Raw genomic sequence first — 17,628 nt, 5'->3', positions numbered from 1 at the left:
AATTCCTCCTTAGTCTTTTTTACAGCAAGATTCAAATATCTCCTTCTGCTCTTGGATTTTCTGATCAATCTTGGAACAGTCTTTGTGCTCAATTTTTTTCTGGCAACGTTCCATTTCAAGAACCACTAATTTTTTCTTGATTTTAAGCATTTTCTTGCTCATATGTGCTTCGTCGAGTACTCCAACCGCTCGCTCGTGATGCGTTGACTCGACAAAATTTTGGCGCATGGCCTCTAATTTCTCACGTAGGTATTGTTTATCCATGCCTATATCTTTCTAATTTCTCAATCATAACTAAAAACGGGGGATTATTGACTTGGTTGAGGGTTCGATAAATCACAACTGTGTACTCTTGTTGGTTCAACTGACTCACAAAGTCCAAAACAGCATCCCTCTCGGTGTCTCCTCCCTCATGACCATAATAAATCATAATGGCAATCCGTCCACCCTTGACAAGCAAATGACAGAGCTTTTCAAGTGCTTCCATGGTAGTCTGAGGTTTGGTGATGACGGATTTGTCAGCAGAAGGCAAATAACCCAGATTAAAAATCCCTGCCTTAGCTTCTGTCACAAACTGGTCAAGTGTCTCATGTCCTTGCAAAATCAACTGGACATTTTCTAAACCAGCTTCATTTAAACGGTCTTGGGTTTTCTCCAAAGCTTGCTCTTGAATATCAAAGGCATAGACTTGCTTGGCTAGCTTGGCTAAAAAAAGCGTGTCATGTCCATTCCCCATGGTCGCATCCACAACGATATCCTCTTTTGTCACGACTTCAGCCAAAAAATCATGTGCCATCTCAAGTGGTCTTTTCATTTCCAAACTCCTGTTTTACAGCCTTGCATCCTTGAACACTTCCTCGACGTCTCATTTCAGTTTCAATAGCATTTAGCACTTCCCATTTATTGAGGCTCCACATGGGGCCAATCAACATATCTCTAGGTGCATCTCCTGTGATCCGATGAATAACGATATGCTTGGGAATGATTTCCAGTTGGTCACAAATGACCTTGACATACTCATCCTGACTCATCAGTTGCAAGCGTCCTTCGTGGTAATCTCGTTGCATCCGTGTATTGGTCATAAGATGGAGTAAGTGTAGCTTAATACCTTGAATATCATTATCTGTGACACAGCGACGGACATTTTCGACCATCATCTCATGTGTTTCCCCAGGCAGGCCGTTGATCAGATGGGAAACAATCTCAATCTTAGGATATTTCCTCAAGCGTTTGACTGTTTCTACATACAATTCATAAGAATGGGCACGGTTAATCAAGTCAGAGGTTGTCTCATATGTAGTCTGTAAGCCTAATTCCACCGTCACATGCATTCGTTCTGATAACTCAGCCAAATATTCGATGGTTTCATCGGGTAAACAGTCTGGGCGTGTTCCGATATTGATTCCCACTACACCAGGTTCGTTGATGGCTTGTTCATAACGCTCCCGAATCACTTCCACCTTTTCATGGGTGTTGGTAAAGTTTTGAAAATAAACCAGATACTTTTTAACATCTGGCCACTTGCGGTGCATAAAGTCGATTTCCTTATAAAATTGCTCACGGATAGGGGCATCTGGTGCTACAATGGCATCTCCAGAACCCGAAACCGTACAAAAGGTACAGCCCCCATGAGCCACAGTTCCATCCCGATTGGGACAGTCAAATCCCGCATCAATAGGAACTTTAAAAGTCTTTTCTCCAAAGAGTTTTCGATAATAATCATTCAAGGTATTATAAGATTTCATAACTTTCATTATAACAAAAATCACTAACAATCTCAAAAGCCTGCCTTTGCCATAAAATCCTCTGTTTCTCGTTTCCTTTAGTGATTTTTTATGATACAATATGGGTATGATTTTAATGAAAATAGCATCTATTTTATTATTGATTTTAACCTTGGTTGTTTGCTTTATTGTCACCAAGCTTTTCGGACTTAGGAAAATAGGATTTAATTTCGCGGATCTAGCTTTTCCACTTTTGGTATTTGAGTACTATCTGATTACTGCTAAAGCCTTTACCCACAACTTTCTACCGCGACTTGGTGTCGCACTTTCTCTCCTAGCAATCCTCCTAGTTGTCTTTTTCCTCCTCAAAAAAAGAAGTTTTTACTACCCTAAATTCATCAAATTCTTCTGGAGAGCCGGTTTTCTCCTTACCTTAATCATCTACATTGCTATGATTGTCGAATTAATGATGGTAAAATGATCACTGACCCTGTATTTAATTACCGGGTTTTTCTTTTACTCCTATACTTAAAAAGAGACTGAGACAAAAGTCTAACCTTAAATACAAAAAGCGAACAAAATCAGTTATCTAACACTCAGAGTGCTGTATTGTTCGCTTTTTTGTCTAATCTATCGATTTTAAAAATTTATAATAAAGAATTCCTAAAATCAAAATCTTTTTGTCTCAGCCTCTTTTAAGCTATAAGGCATTCTACAGCCTGAAAATACTAAACTCTAATCTTCTTTTTTGCCTTTAGTGGCGACTAATCCTGCCCCCAAACCGAGAAGAGCTAAACCTGCTGCTACTGCTGCTTGGCTTGCTGCACTTCCTGTATTTGGCAACTGCTCTTTTTGAGTTTGATTAGCTTTACTTGAAGCAATTTCTTTTGTATCTGCTTTTTCTGATACTTGTGGTTTTGTTGCTTCTTGAGGTACTGGTTTGGTCGTTTCACCAGCTGTACCAACTTCGACGATGCGATCCTGAGCCATAACTTTATCATAGCTTTCTTTTTCAGTTCGCTTGCCATTTTCAACTTCGATTAAGTGAACACGGATACCTTGTCTTCCTTCTTGAAGGATGCGAGTTTGACCTGCTGGAAGTTTGTCATTCTTTTGTTCCTGAACTTTGAAATCAATGATTTCTTCTTCTGAGATAAGCTCTGGAAGATTAAGAACGAGATTCTTCACTTCATCTTCTGGAAGAGAAGTTCCTGGTTTAGTGCCAACTTCTACTATACGATCTTGAGCAGCGACTTTATCGTAAGTTTCTTTAAGCTGACGTTTTCCATTTTCCACTTCAATCAAGTGAAGACGAATACCTTTTTGACCTTCTTGTAGGACACGAGTTTCTCCTAGGTACAACTTATCAGACTTACGCTCCTGAACCTTGAAGTCGATGGTTTCTTCTTCGACTATAAGTTCGGGTCTGTCGAGGACAAGGTTCTTCACTTCGTCTTCTGGAAGAGAGGTTCCTGGTTTTGTTCCGACCAAGACGATGCGGTCTGTCGGAGCCTCTACCACTTCCCGAAGTTTTTCTTCTTTACTTCCATCAGGATTAATCGCTGTAAAGATACGTTCTTTACCAACTTTTCCTTCTTGTTCTACACGAGTTTCTCCTAGATACAGCGTTGAATCCTTTTTCTCAACTGTCTTGTAGGCCAAATCGTTTTCAACAAATTCGAGTTTTGGAAGTTCTTCTTGTACAGCAGCAACTGTCTTCTCAGAAACTGGTTTTTCCTTAGTCAACTGGATACGGTATTCCTTGACTTGTTTTCCACTTTCTGAAACAAGTCGAACAAGTACTGGAAGGCTATCATCTCCGCTATCTACAACTGTTGAAGCCACTTGGTCTGTTTCCTCAACTGAAACTTTTGGACGTTGTCCGCTATAAGTTACCTGATAGTCTTGACGGTTTTCAGCGAAATCAGGAAGTTCTTTTCCATCTACAAGAATCTTCGATTGAGTGCTTTCTTGAGGCAATTCGCTTGGAGCAAGGAAGGTCATCTCAATTATCGCAACACCCTTCTTATCCGCTTTGCGCTCCATACGCCATCTCATGGCTTTGGCTTTCACAGCTTTAAAGGTAACGTTAATTTCATCTCCGGCTTCAATGTCTTTATCCGCACGATAAGGAACAGCTTCCCAATTTTCTGGATTGTTGAATGGATGGTCTGCGTCGTAGGCTTGGTAGTTTGAATAGTAGGTTGGCACTTCAAACTCTGGACCGACATAGCGTTCTAAAACGAGTTTAGATGGTGCATCCGTACCACTATCTGCAAAGAAGTGAAGTTTGGCTTGAGCAACAGTCCGTTCTACAATCTTACCATTTTCACGGAAGATCACACCCGCTGATACTTCTGGATTAGAAGATGGTGTTGGAGACCAGTTTGTCCAACGACGATTTTCAGAATGATCTCTATCATTGATATAGTCAACACGGTCATGAGAACTGTCGTCAATATCATTAGTTGCTGAGGCAAAGGCTTGGTTACTATTTTCATCATAGCTAGGGTTTTCTGAGAGGGCCTCACCAAGTTTGTCTGTCACTCGTACAGAGAATTCCGCAACGAGGTCACTACCAAGGACACGACCTCGAACAGTAAATTGACCTGCTTTTGTCAGATTTTCTGCTGGAACTTCTTCCCATTCAACTGCCAAGTCTTTTGTTTCATAACCATCTTTACCTGTGAAGTAAACCGGAACCTTAGTTGGCAATTCAAGTGGTTGACCTACTTGTACCAAACGTGCTTGTTTAACCGCAGCAAGAGCTTTACGAGAAAGTAAGTCTTTGTCCTTAGTGAAATGTAGACGGTATTCTCCTAAGATGTCACCATTTTCAGCTTTCGCGATGACACGAACTGGCTCACCTTCACGAACGCTTGGAACAACCGTCGCAAGACCATTGTTGCTAACACTTGCTGTTACTGCAGGAACTTTTCCATCTACAGACTCAAGATAGTAGTCTGTCAAATCAGGGTTGAAGTTTGCTAAGTCTTTACCGTCAACTTGGATTCTCGTTTGTCCTTGTTTGGCTGCCGCAACCTGTTTCGCAAAGATTTGTACCTCTGTGATAGATGTTCCTTTCTTGCTATCAAGTTGAACCATACGAATGCGAACCGCATAGGTATCAACTTTATCAAAACTGAAATGATTCATTTCTCCAGCTTTTAATTGAGCTGGTGCTTTGAGATTGCTTACCTCTTTCCAGTTTGCAGGATCGTTAAAGACATGGTTTTCCTCACCTACAAAGCTAGGATTTTTAGGAGCTGTTGGAACAGTCTTACCAACATAATACTCAATCACATAAGACTTAGGTACACCAACTCCGTGGTCTTCGTGGAATCCGACACTTAGATTATCAACAGAACGTTTGCTCAAGATACCTGAATCTCCGAATAGGACACCGACTGAAGCTTCTGGATTAGTACGATTCCAGTTTGTCCAACGGTTGGCTGGTCGGTCATTAAAGGAAATCAATTTATCGTTGACATTTGAAACAGGATCGGTTGGATTTGAGTCTGAAGCAAAGGCAAGTGGCAATTCTGAACCGGTCCATTGGTCAGAAATATTTGCTCCCTTCTCAGTTTGAGCAGATACGCGAACATGAAGTTTAGTTGTTAATTGCGTACCTTCTAGGCGACCATTAACTGTAAAGACTCCTTCCTTGGCGTATTGCTCTGAACGAATCGTATCCCAAGTAACCTTAGCTGATGAAACGTGACCATTTGAATCGTAGGTACGAACACTTTCTGGTAATTGTGGCGCTTCTGCGATTGGTGTTGTCACACTGACTTCTTCAACTGAAACGATACCTTCTACAGAGACTTTAGCACGCGCTTCAAGGTCAATTCCTTCAACTTTACCTAGAACTTCGAAGGTTTGATAGGAGTCAAGTTTTTCTTTCGGAATAGCTTGCCAAGTGACTTTATGAGTTTTAGGGAAACCTTTGTCATACTCAACAGTTACTGTTGTTGGAAGAGTAGGTTCTTGATGCAAGTCTGTCACTACATTTACTGGACGGATAGATTGCGCAACCTTCGTCTCAGTATTGGCTTGGATAGTGAGTTCAACTTGGCCTTTAGCTCCCTCATATTCCGCTTTCAGAGTGACTGCTCCTGGCTTATGTAACTCAAGCATTCCTTTACGAACTGCGACTTCCCCTTCACCACTTGTAGAGAAGGTTACTTTATCAGCTGGTAAAACTGCTTGTGTTCCGTCTTGATAGTGAGCAAGTACAGACAATTTCACTGTTTGGTCTTCTTTGAGGCTATCAGCTTTCTCCACTTGTAAGCTCAAGTGGTCAATTTTTGGTGCTTCTTCGAGGAATTGAATTGCATAGGTTTGAAGAGGGCCACCATCTTTTGGTTGAACATAGATGCTTGCACGCATGCCGTTTGCTGCACTTGCTTGGACTACAGTAACATCCGCATTTTCAGCACTTGCTGCAACTTCTGGCAAGGATGCACCGTAAGCAAGAGTTCGATATTGCATTGGATTTTGAGTAGTAAGACCAGTGACAGATTCGCCACCAACAGTTACATTTGGTACTGCAGGAGCCGCAGGATTACCTTCTTCTACCACAAGGGTAGCGTGAATAGTCTCACCACCCAGTTGACCAGTCATTTGAATACGTGATCCTGCAACTGACAGTTTAGCTTTATCTACTTCCGAAATCTCCCACTTATCAACTTCGTATTCTTGTACGCTTCCATCCGTAACAGCAATAGAAACGTATTTGTCAACAGCGCTCAAGTCTGTTCCTGGAGCAACACGCTTAACAGTTGGAAGCTCATTTGCGATTGCTAGAATTTCGACACGGGCCTCAACTTCGCGTCCGTCTGCCATACCTTTAACAGTCACAACTCCTGCTTGGCTCACATCAACTGAAGACCAAGTTACTGGACGTTTTTCACGACTGCCATCACTGTAGATAAAACCGACTGTCTTCGGCATTTTTGGCTCTTTCTCAATAACAGTACGTACTTTTGGTACTTCTGTTCCGAGAACGGTCTTTTCTTGGTCTTCTTTTTTACCAGTGAATACCGTTACTTGATCCGATTTCAAGAGATCAGAGTGGGCTGTTAGAGTGAATTTACCTGCTTGCTCAGTTGATTTGACAATGGCAACACCTTTACCGTTAAAGGCTCTGCGAATCCAAGAACCATCTGCTTGTGCCTTATAACGTTCACGGCTGGCTTGTTCCCCATTATCTACACCGACAAGTTGACCTTGGCCATGTAATTGGAAGCGAACTAAATTATTAGCAGTTGGGACTACATTCCCTTGGCTGTCAACAATTTCGTAGTAGATGTAAGTCAAGTCTTTTCCATCTGCAGCGATTGCGTGTTCTTCCTTGATGAGACGAACACCTGCTGGTTGACCTGCAGTGGTAATCTTGTCACGTGCAATTTCTTTACCAGCTTCATCACGAGCTACTGCTTCTAAGGTACCTGGTTGGTAAGCAACCTTCCACTCAAGATAGAGTTCCTTAGCATTGGCACCTTCTTGGTAGGTACGACCATCACTAGTTTGTTTTTTGTTGAACTTTTTAACACCGAGAGATTGACCGTTCAAGAACAATTCAACACTTGCCGCATTAGAGTAAGCGCGAACTGGAATCTTTCCTTGTGCATCTTCTACTTTAGAGGCCAAGTCTCTATTCTCCCAGTTCCAGTGAGGAAGAAGGTGAACCATTGGTTTCTTCTTGACAGAAACCCATTGGCTTTGGTAGAGGTAGAAGTCATGTTTTGGAATACCCGCTGTATCTACAATACCAAAGTAAGAACTCTTAACTGGAGTTTGGTTTTGGTTGTGCCATGGTGTAGGTTCACCGATATAGTCCGTACCTGTCCAGATAAACTGTCCAGCATAGCCAGCATTATCACGGTCAAAAGTCCATGAAGCAGTTGCAGTTTTCCCCCAGCCAACTCGGTCATTACCATAGTCAGACTGTTCGTAATGGCGTTCAGGTCCGTTACTATGTTTCAATTCCTGTTCAGGGCGATAGTAACTTCCACGTGTACGGGTAGCTGAAGATGTTTCAGAACCGTAAATCAACCAGTTTGGATGTTTCGCACGAAGTTTCTTGTAGTTGTCTTCTGAGTAGTTGAAACCAACCGCATCCAGTTCATCAGCAATTTTCTCATGTCCACCACTACCATTACCGAAACGGAACTTATCTGCTCCCATGGTAACGTAACGAGTTTTATCAACATCCTTGATAACTTTGACTAGACGTTTTACAGTTGCTAAAGAATGAGGTTTACCATCAGCTTCACCGATTTCGTTTCCGATAGACCACATGAAGACAGCTGGGTTATTTTTATCTCTTTCGACCATGGTACGAAGATCGTAGTCAGACCATTTTTCACCTTTTCGAGCTTCTGGGTGAGTGGCATCTTTTTCAAAGAAACGTCCGTAGTCATATGGTTTCTTGCCACCATACCACGTATCAAAAGCCTCTTCCTGAACCAGCAAACCAAGTTCTGCTGCGATTTGCAAGGTCTGTGGACTTGCAGGGTTATGAGTTGTACGGATGGAGTTAACGCCCATCTCCTTCATTTGTTTGAGACGACGGTATTCTGCTTTATAGTTTTCTTCTGCTCCAAGCGCTCCGTGGTCATGGTGCAAGGAAACACCATGGAATTTAATGCGTTCACCATTCAAAGAGAAACCTTCATTTGGAGTCCAATGATAGTAACGGTAACCAAACAAATCTTTCTTAGCATCAACCAATTGACCGTCACGGTAAACACGCGTAACCAGTTCATACAAGGCAGGTTTGTCATTTAAAACGGTCCAGAGTTTTGGTTGTTCAACTTCTAAAATCGCATCAAGGCTTGTTGATTCATGTGCTTTCAAGGTACGGCTCGCTGTTCGAACCAAGCCTGTTACAGCCTGACCACCACGTTCAACGATTTGATATTCTGCCACCAGTTCATGGTCTTTATCATCTGTATTGACGATTTTGCTGGCTACATGAGTTTCAACCTTACCATGTTGCTGTTGTTCTAGCTTTGGTGTTAAGATGGTTGTCCCATTTTTCTCAACATGAACCTTATCTGTCACTTGCAAGGTCACATCACGGTAGATACCACTACCAGAGTACCAACGGCTACTTGGTTGTTTATTGACTGCATGGACAGCAATCACATTCTCACGACCATCTTTGTGGAGGTATTTGGTGATATCGTATGAGAACTGGTTATAACCATTTGGATAATGTCCCACTAACTGGCCATTGACATAGACTTGAGAGTCCATATAGACACCATCAAAGGTCACTCGAACATTTTTCTTGAGATCTTTTTCATCAAGTTTAAAGGTCTTGCGATACCAAGCTTCACCACCATTGAGCTGTCCACCTTCGTTTTGGGCAGGTGATTGATGGTCAAAATCGTTAAAGATACTCCAGTCGTGTGGTAGATCCAATTTTTGCCATGACGAAACATCTGTATCTGGTTTCACAGCTTCTTTAGGATTCGCATTGAGTTTAAAGTGCCAATTTTGATTAAAATTCACTTTTCTATCTTCAATCATTTGATTTACTTCTTCATTTGTCGCAGCTTTCAAATCTTCCTTAACAGGTTTTTCTTGACTTGAAGCTTGAGATTCTACCTTTGGAGCTGTTTCTTCAGGTTTTAGTGACGCTTTCTCCTCTTTTGGAGCTACAGGTTCATCTTCTTTCTTCTCTGGTTTGCTTGCTTCAATTTGAGCAGCTTGACTTTGATCGACACTTACAGCCTCGTTATTCTCTACTACTGCTTGATCCTGTTTTTCCTCCACTGCTGGACTTTCCTCTTTTGCTTGTTCTACAGTGTGCGCAATAGGAGTTTCATCGGCAAAAACTGGTGATTCTCCAACAACACTTCCTCCAAATAGAACAGCACAGGTTCCAATCATGACAGAGCAAGCTCCTACAGCAAACTTACGAATACTGTAGACTCTTTTACGATTCCAAAAGCCTTTTTCCATAAAATCCTCCTTTAGTAACCGCTTCCATTTCTTTGTAAGCGCATTACTTTTTTATAGCCTTTTATCCTTATTTTATAAAATAATATAGGAAATTTCAATACCCTAAACACAAAAAATCATATTTTTGATTGTTTTTTCTAAAATTTGTAGAAGATTCAAAAAATGTGAATGTAGATTTAGAACAAAAAACAAACATTTCTTGTCACTCAGTAAAATATCATAAAAAAGTTCCTTACAAAAGGAACTCCTTTTACTTATAGTTAAAGATTCCCCCTGCCAACTTATCGGCTAGCTTGGGAAAGAGGGTATAAAATTTGTGAGCTAAATTGAGCAAAAAAGGAAGATTAAGTTCTCGTTTATTTTTTCCTATGGTTTTGACAATCTTTTTAGCAACCGCATCTGGTTCTAAGAGAAAGCGGTCAACCGACTTGAGGTAGCTCCCATCTGACGTCAAATGAGGATTTCCATTAGCAAAGCGTTCTGGGAAAATCTGATACCACACGGTATTTGAAACCCAACTAGGAACCTGACATCCGTCGATTTCGTGATTATAAGGAAGCTTAAAGCCGTTTCCATCAGCATCCAAGTTTTCTTGAGTATGTTCTACGCAACCCTTATCACCGTAAAAAACACCCTGACCTTCCTCATCAAGGAGCTCAAAGAGATACTGAATCCGTGCAAAATCAACCGATACCGTAACCTGCCAATAGTCAAATAGAGCATCTGAGGTTACTTTGGTCATTTCTTTCTTGGCTTCATACTTATCCTCAATGAAAATAAATGGATCTCCATAGTGTAAGATAACCTTCTGGACATCATTTTTCTTCGTTCTAATTCGGATATGTAGCTGACCTTCTTTGTAAAGATAAGCATATTCTGATTCTGGTCTATGATAAATGGCTGTTAATTCCATCATTTGTCTCCTAAAATTAATAAAACGCAAACGTTTTCATGAACAATAAAACTAGTATACTATTTTAAGACTTAAATTGCAATACTTGGTCAAATTTAACGAGAAAACAGCTTAAAATAAATACTGTAGACTAATCAAGAAATATCATCACCTATCAATAAAAAGCTCCCAAACTCAGTCTCACAGTCTAGTCAATCTGACAAAGTGCAAGTTCTTTTAATCCTCTGTCGTATAGGAAGGTTAAAGAAATGTTATCTGTTATATTTTGAACTTGGTACATTTGTCCGTTCATACGATCTCATCCATTATCCCTTCAATCAGATTTGTAAGGCTTTTAGCCACATAAATCACCTGGTCAGGATCATGGATGTAGCAAATAACCTGTCCTTCCTGCCCCTCCTGGTCTGGATCAAAATCCAGCATAAGATAACAAGAGTCACAATACTGAGCAAAAGGAAGCCATTTTTTATTAAAAAGATAGGGCTTAATTCTACTATCATGCATGTTTTCTAGGTCTTGACTAGAAAAATAGTCGGGAAATTCGGTTAACAGAGCTTCTCTATTTTGAAAGTATTTTATACAACTTTCCATTTCCTGCAAACTCATGAGAGAAAAAGGCAGCTCTCTCTGGTCAATCACACAAGGTAAAATAGAGAAGTATTTACTCCCATTTTTGTAGCTATAAAGCTCTTTGAAGTCACTAGGTAGACGAATACCATATATTTCCTCAAAGGCTTGAAGCTCTTCCTCGGAAGCACCAGAAATATTCTGATAATCATCTAGGTATTCCTCTTCCACAGGATTATCCAAATCCCAGTCTTCAAAATACTCACAAATATAAGTTTCTATTTTTTTAACTTGGTCAATTAGTTGCATCATTTCACCATGATTTCTTTATTTAAATTAGCTTAAAATTACCATTACCGCTTATAACTTGTTTTTTCTAGGGAAATGGGCTCAGGATTTTGCTTAATCCAAGCAATAGCTAGCTGACACAGGCGGTCTAGGCGAGGCTCGTCATCAAAATCTTTCCCATGAACTTGAGCAATAAGCTCTTTAGTCTCTGCTAATTCTTGATCTGAAAGAGGGATTCCTAGAGACAAGTATTGAGGGAGAGTCTGAAGCATTTTTCTATATTCCCTGTCCCAGTTGACCCCACCATTGCGATCCAGTTCATCTCGAACTCGACCTGGTATACGGATAACTTCTCCCTGAACAGTTTTGGCTGCTCCACTTGAAGGAATCAAGAAAGACCATAGTTTCTCATATTGCTCCTCCCAGCTACCTTCTTTTACGAAAATCGGAGAAACTCCATCGTGGGTTATTCGTTTGGCTACCGGCTTGACATCAAACAAAGCATAAAGTTTTTCTAGACCCTGATCTGCTGCTTGTAGATAGTCGGGATTGATCCCTTCTCTATGAAATTCAAAATCCTTACCAATATTTTCAACCATTTCTTTCATAGCAGATGTTTTCTTAGCACCTGCATCCAGCAGCGTAGAGGCAATTTCAGCTGTTTGGGCAATATAGATTCCCCGACAGACAGTGAGAACGGAGTCTAGTGGAGTCTGTCCTCTATCATTCTTAGGGTTGACAGCTGCTCCCTTTTCTAAGAGAAGCGCAACTGCTTTAGGATGAAAAAACTCAGCAGCCATATGCAAGGGTGTATTGCCATAAGTATTGGTTTTTTCAATGTCCGCACCCAATTCGAGCAATAGTTTTACAGTATCTCTTCCCATAGTTGCTTGACGGTACAAAGGTGTTGCTCCATAATAATCAGGAATATTGATATCTAGGCCCTTTTCTACCAGCCAGATAACCAATTCATCCGGGACTCCTCCCATATGCAAGGGTGTACATAAGCTATATCTCCCGTCATGAGCAGTTAACTCACACTTGTCATACACGGCCTTTAATTGGTCAACATTGCCGTCTGTCAGTAGTTCATTAAAATCCTTCGGTAAGGTTACTCTTTTCTTTTTTGCCATTCCTCTTCTCCTTTAACCATGATTATATCTTTTTGTACCTAGATTGGACTCTAAGTATCTTCTTGATTTCTTTTATTTGTATTATACCCTAAAAGCTATGAATATGCACGAAGAGACTGGATTTTAAAACTTTAAAACAACTCTTCTTCCGACAAATTAAAGCAAAAAGCCCTTCCTCAAGGGAACAGCTTTTTCACTTATAATTAAAAGTCTCCCCTGCCAACTTATCGGCTAGCTTGGGAAAGAGGGTATAAAACTTATGGGCTAGATTCAACAAAACTGGGAGATTGAGTTCCCGTTTGTTTTTTCCTATGATTTTGACTATTTTTCTAGCGACTGCATCTGGTTCTAAAAGAAAGCGGTCAACAGACTTGAGGTAGCTCCCATCTGGGTCTGCTTGGTCAAAAAAGGCAGTACGAATCGGTCCTGGATTGACCGTCGTTAGATAGACACCATAGGGCATGAGTTCAAGGCGTAGAGCGTTGGAAAAACCAATAGCCGCAAACTTGGTCGCTGAATAGAGGCTAGACTTAGCTGTTGCAATCAAGCCAGCCATGCTGACGATATTGATGATATGGCCTTTTCGACTTTCCTTCATTCTACACCCAATGCGACGAGACAGATTCATCAGAGCAAAGGTATTGACCTCGAAAATCTGGTGAATGTTTTGATCAGAAATCTGGTCAAATTCTTCAAAAATTCCATAGCCAGCATTATTAATCAAGACATCAATCTTACCATAACGGAGATAGAGGTCAGCTACCAGAGTTTCTAGGGCCGAGTCATCGGTAATGTCGATTTCAATCCATTCCACATGGGTATGGTTTCCGTAGAGTTGGGCTAGTTTTTCCTTATTTCTACCTAGCAAAATGAGTTGGTCATCTGGCAAAAGTTTGACTATTTCTTGAGCTAAGCCACCGCTAGCACCTGTAATGAGAATGGTTCGCATGTTTCTTCCTTTCTGTGGCACTTAAATTTCCACTTCTTCCAAGTCTTTAACCACATGGACATTCTCAAAAATACTAGCAGCATCTTTCTTAAGCTGACTAATATCCTTTGATAGGAAGCGGGCACTGATATGGTTGAGCAAGAGGCGTTTGACTCCTGCTTCTTCCGCTACTTGTGCAGCCTGCATGTTTGTTGAGTGGCCATGATTGCGGGCAATTTTCTCATCACCTTTACCATAAGTGGACTCATGGACAAGGACATCCGCATTGACAGCCAGACGCACACTGGCATTAGTTTTTCGAGTATCACCCAAGATAGTGATAATCTTACCTGGACGTGGAGCTGAGATATAGTCTGCTGCCTTGATCTTGGTGCCGTCCTCTAGGACTACATCCTGCCCGTTTTTGATTTTTCCAAAAAGCGGTCCAAATGGGACACCAGCAGCCTTTAGTTTTTCAGCGTCCAAGGTCCCTTCTAGATCCTTTTGCATGACACGATAACCCACACAGAAAATAGTGTGATCCAACTCTTCCGCATACACCGTGAATTTATCGGTTTCAAGAATTTTCCCTAGAGAATCCTGGTCAAACTCATGAAAATGAATGCGGTAAGGCAGGCGAGAACCTGACACACGAAGACTGGTTAAGACAAAGGACTTGATACCTTGAGGTCCATAAATGTCCAAATCTGTCTGCTCTTCATTAGCCTGAAAAGCACGACTAGAGAGAAAACCAGGCAATCCAAAGATATGGTCTCCATGCAAGTGAGTGATAAAGATTTTGCTGACCTTACGTGGTCGAATCGTGGTTTCCAGAATGCGATTTTGCGTTCCTTCGCCACAGTCAAAGAGCCAAACTTCGTTAATCTCGTCCAAGAGTTTCAGGGCGAGGCTTGAAACGTTGCGGGCTTTGGAGGGCTGACCAGCCCCCGTTCCTAAAAATTGAATATCCATTCGATACTTTCTAATTAATCAATATATAACATGGCCGTGCGGTTTTCCGATCGGAAATAGCGCTTTCCAGAAAAAGCAGCAGCTTCTTGCAATAAATCCTCTTGGCTGTAGCCCTTTAGACGTTTGCGACCATCAGCCAAACTTTCCAAATCCGTCAAAGCTGTGAGACTTTCCACACTAACAACTTCTTCATCTCCGACAGCCTTAAGATAAATCTTTCCAGCCTCCTCAAAGACTAGTTGATGAGGGAAAATTTGCGCTATCTCAAAGAGTAATTCATCCGTAATTGCTTCCTCAGTCTCTGAGAAAATGCGACCTAGTCCTTCTTTCTCGTAGCAAAATCCAAAGGATTTACCAGATAGATTGAGGCGAATAAAGGGCTTGCTTTCTTCCGTGAAACTTGGTTCAACATTGTAAAGATTTAGTTCTTTACTGACTTCCGCAAAATAATCGGTCGCAGCTTCTGGGCTCTTTTTCTGGTACAGCTCGGCAAAGTAGGCATTGACTACACTCGGTGGAGGTGTAATGAGAGCTAGTTGCTCCTCTTCAGACCTACCAGCTAAAAGCTGGTCCAGATAGACCTTGTCTAAACTTGTATAGCCACCATACTTGAGAGCTAATGATTTAATATCAGTCATAAAATTCTTCTAATCTCCATTTATTTTTCTCAGAAATGAAGCCTGTGATGACTTCGCCGTCATCTTGGTAGTCACGCTCTTCAAGAATCGCAACACTTTCCAAATCATGAATCTTGTATGATTTAGAAAACGGCACGCGCAAAGTAAAGGGTTCAAAAATTTCCTTAATCTTATCCAGCAATAAAGCCTGCAACTGTTCTCGACTATCCTTAGATTTGGCAGAAATCAATGCATACGGCGTTTGAGTAGGTATAAAGTCCTCCACCAAATCTGCTTTATTATAAAGGGTCAAGCGAGGAATATCCCCCATGTCTAAGTCTTTCATGATGGAGAGGACCGTTTTTTCATGTTCCTCATGATAAGGATTGCTAGCATCGATGACATGGACCAGTAGATCAACATGCTTGCTTTCTTCTAGGGTAGACTTGAAACTTGACACCAACTCTGTCGGTAGATCTTGGATAAATCCAACGGTATCTGTCAAGGTTACCTGTAGATTGCCCCCCAGATGGATGCTTTTAGTTGTTGCATCTAGAGTTGCAAAAAGCTCATCCGCTTCATACTGAGTCTTGCTGGTCAAAGTATTCATAATAGTTGACTTCCCAGCATTGGTGTAACCAATCAAACCAATCTTAAAGGTACTTGACTCCAAACGTTTTTCTCGAACTGTCGCTCGATTTTTCTCAACCACCTTGAGTTGACGTTCGATATCTGTAATCTGGTTGCGAACACTACGACGGTTCAGCTCCAGCTGACTTTCACCTGGACCACGGGAACCAATTCCCCCTGCCTGACGGCTGAGCATAATCCCCTGACCAACCAAACGAGGCAAGAGATACTTGAGTTGTGCAAGATGAACTTGGAGTTTGCCTTCATGGCTTCGAGCTCTCATAGCAAAGATATCTAAAATCAACTGCATACGGTCAATGACCTTGACACCTAAGACTTCCTCTAAATTGACATTTTGTCGAGGTGTCAGACGGTTATTGACAATGACAGTCGTGATTTCTTCTGCGTCCACCATTTGAGCAATTTCTTCCAACTTACCAGAACCGACAAAGGTCTTAGAGTCGTATTTTTCACGCTTCTGTCTGTAGCTATCAACTACAACAGCTCCAGCTGTCTTAGCTAAACTAGCCAGCTCTTCCATAGAGAGGTCAAAATTATCCATGCCCTGGAGTTCAACACCAATGAGCAGGACTCGCTCCTCTTTTTTCTCCGTTTCAATCATTTAAAAACTCCTCAATCTGGCTTAGAATGCGGTCCTTCACGCCAGACTCTCCGATCTGATAAAAGGTCACCTGCATGCGATTACGGAACCAGGTCAGCTGACGCTTAGCAAAACGACGCGTTGCCTGTTTGAGACTCTCGCTGGCTTCCTCGAGTGTCTGCTCCCCACGAAAATAAGGAAAAAGTTCCTTATAGCCAATGCCTTTGGCAGCCTGCACATCTGGATAATGGTCAAAAAGCCACTTAGCCTCATCCAAAAGTCCAGCCTCAAACATCAAATCCACTCGGTGGTTGATACGCTCATAGAGTTGACTGCGTTCATCATCTAAGCAGATAATCAGTGGTTCATAAGGACTTTCTTGATTTTCCAAATCCTGACCAAAATGGACGATTTCCAAGGCACGCATGGCACGACGACGGTTAAACTGGGGAATTTCAAGGCCTGCTTGCTTCACGAGATGGACTAATTCCTCATCTGAATAAGGCTCCAAGCTAGCCCGATAGGCTAAAATCTCCTCATGAGGTGTTTCCCCACCTAGATGATAGCCTTCCAGCAAGCTCTGGACATAAAGCCCTGTGCCTCCAGCTATAATGGCTAGCTTGCCACGGCTTTTAATATCCTCAATAGCCTTCTTAGCTTCTGAAACAAAATCAAAAGCCGAGTAAGACTCGGTCACCTCTCTGACATCAATCAAATGATGAGGAACAGAAGCCTGCTCCTCCGGGCTAGCCTTGGCCGTCCCAATATCCAATCCTCTGTATACTTGCTGACTGTCACCGCTGACTACCTCTCCACCAAAGCGCTTGGCCACTTCAATAGCAAGGGCTGTCTTCCCAACAGCAGTCGGTCCAACAATCACAATTATTTTTGTTTTCATCTTTTTTCCTTGAAAAATTTCCATTTTTTCGTTACTATTATTATATCACAAAAAGGTCAGTCAGAAAAATGCTACCACTTAAGGAGCCTGGCTGATTGGGAAGATAAAGGAGGAAGACTCATGGCTAAAGGATTCGCTAAAGGTCTTGTAACAGGTGTCGCAGGAACTGTCGCTGCCGTTGCAGGTGCAGTATACGCAATTAAAAAGAAAGTGATTGAGCCAGAAGAGCAAAAAGCAGCTTTCATCGAAGAAAACCGTAAAAAAGCAGCTCGCCGTCGCGTATCACATTAAGCAACAAAAGAAGTTGGGGATAAACTTAATTTGAGGAGAATGCCCAATAAATATTTCCACAATAAAACACATAGTATCAGGTATTCAAAAAA

At 41.6% G+C, this 17,628-nt stretch carries 13 protein-coding genes and 1 pseudogene; 2 read left to right on the top strand and 12 right to left on the bottom strand.

The window, feature by feature from the left end:
• Positions 1-9: 9 nt before the first annotated feature.
• From MK409_RS01135 to MK409_RS01125, 3 genes are read right to left on the bottom strand one after another with little or no spacing between them, the layout of a single operon-like run.
• Positions 10-264 (bottom strand): hypothetical protein, encoded by a 255-nt coding sequence (locus MK409_RS01135; RefSeq protein ID WP_268705036.1) that lies wholly within the window; start codon positions 262-264, stop codon positions 10-12.
• The gene (locus MK409_RS01130) at positions 257-814 is read right to left on the bottom strand and encodes a tRNA (mnm(5)s(2)U34)-methyltransferase (RefSeq protein ID WP_061406793.1); all 558 of its coding nucleotides are present in this window, start codon (positions 812-814) and stop codon (positions 257-259) included. The genes MK409_RS01135 and MK409_RS01130 overlap by 8 nt, the downstream gene beginning before the upstream one ends.
• Entirely contained in the window at positions 798-1,754 is a 957-nt protein-coding gene (locus MK409_RS01125) for a TIGR01212 family radical SAM protein (protein WP_268705035.1), read from the bottom strand. Before MK409_RS01125 ends, MK409_RS01130 begins: the two co-directional genes overlap by 17 nt.
• Positions 1,755-1,845: 91 nt before the next feature.
• On the opposite strand from MK409_RS01125, the gene MK409_RS01120 reads away from it, so the two are divergent.
• Positions 1,846-2,205 carry a DUF3397 domain-containing protein gene (locus MK409_RS01120; protein WP_268705034.1) on the top strand — a complete coding sequence of 120 codons (360 nt, stop codon included), beginning with the start codon at positions 1,846-1,848 and terminating at the stop codon, positions 2,203-2,205.
• A 254-nt stretch (positions 2,206-2,459) separates the two neighbouring features.
• Here the strand turns inward: MK409_RS01120 and bgaA are convergent, their stop codons facing one another.
• The 9 genes and pseudogenes from bgaA to miaA form a co-directional block, all read right to left on the bottom strand.
• A complete protein-coding gene (gene bgaA, locus MK409_RS01115; RefSeq protein ID WP_268705033.1) occupies positions 2,460-9,698 on the bottom strand; it encodes an LPXTG-anchored adhesin/beta-galactosidase BgaA in 7,239 nt (2,412 codons plus the stop codon).
• Positions 9,699-10,134: 436 nt separating this feature from the next.
• Positions 10,135-10,611: pseudogene (locus MK409_RS01110) on the bottom strand (alpha amylase N-terminal ig-like domain-containing protein); the annotation flags it as partial.
• 288 nt (positions 10,612-10,899) lie between these two features.
• Positions 10,900-11,487 carry an SMI1/KNR4 family protein gene (locus tag MK409_RS01105; RefSeq protein ID WP_268705613.1) on the bottom strand — a complete coding sequence of 196 codons (588 nt, stop codon included), beginning with the start codon at positions 11,485-11,487 and terminating at the stop codon, positions 10,900-10,902.
• A 44-nt stretch (positions 11,488-11,531) separates the two neighbouring features.
• On the bottom strand, positions 11,532-12,599 hold the full coding sequence (locus tag MK409_RS01100) for an ankyrin repeat domain-containing protein (RefSeq protein ID WP_268705032.1): 1,068 nt from the start codon (positions 12,597-12,599) through the stop codon (positions 11,532-11,534).
• Positions 12,600-12,792: 193 nt separating this feature from the next.
• On the bottom strand, positions 12,793-13,548 hold the full coding sequence (locus MK409_RS01095) for an SDR family NAD(P)-dependent oxidoreductase (RefSeq protein ID WP_268705031.1): 756 nt from the start codon (positions 13,546-13,548) through the stop codon (positions 12,793-12,795).
• A 21-nt stretch (positions 13,549-13,569) separates the two neighbouring features.
• Positions 13,570-14,499, bottom strand: a complete 930-nt coding sequence (gene rnz / locus MK409_RS01090; protein WP_268705030.1) for a ribonuclease Z — start codon at positions 14,497-14,499, stop codon at positions 13,570-13,572.
• 14 nt (positions 14,500-14,513) lie between these two features.
• Complete coding sequence (locus tag MK409_RS01085; protein ID WP_268705029.1) at positions 14,514-15,137, bottom strand: cystathionine beta-lyase; 624 nt, start codon at positions 15,135-15,137, stop codon at positions 14,514-14,516.
• Positions 15,130-16,368, bottom strand: a complete 1,239-nt coding sequence (gene hflX, locus MK409_RS01080) for a GTPase HflX (RefSeq protein WP_268705028.1) — start codon at positions 16,366-16,368, stop codon at positions 15,130-15,132. Before hflX ends, MK409_RS01085 begins: the two co-directional genes overlap by 8 nt.
• Positions 16,361-17,245 (bottom strand): tRNA (adenosine(37)-N6)-dimethylallyltransferase MiaA, encoded by an 885-nt coding sequence (gene miaA / locus MK409_RS01075; RefSeq protein ID WP_268705027.1) that lies wholly within the window; start codon positions 17,243-17,245, stop codon positions 16,361-16,363. Before miaA ends, hflX begins: the two co-directional genes overlap by 8 nt.
• 120 nt (positions 17,246-17,365) lie before the next feature.
• Between miaA and MK409_RS01070 the strand changes: the two genes are divergently transcribed.
• A complete protein-coding gene (locus MK409_RS01070; protein WP_001051782.1) occupies positions 17,366-17,536 on the top strand; it encodes a DUF3042 family protein in 171 nt (56 codons plus the stop codon).
• Positions 17,537-17,628: the final 92 nt, after the last annotated feature.

It is taken from the genome of Streptococcus oralis (genome assembly GCF_026782375.1).
In the GTDB taxonomy this organism is placed as follows: Bacteria; Bacillota; Bacilli; order Lactobacillales; family Streptococcaceae; genus Streptococcus; species Streptococcus oralis_CL.
Note: the sequence above shows the minus strand (reverse complement) of the source record. Positions and strands in the feature narration are given on the sequence as shown.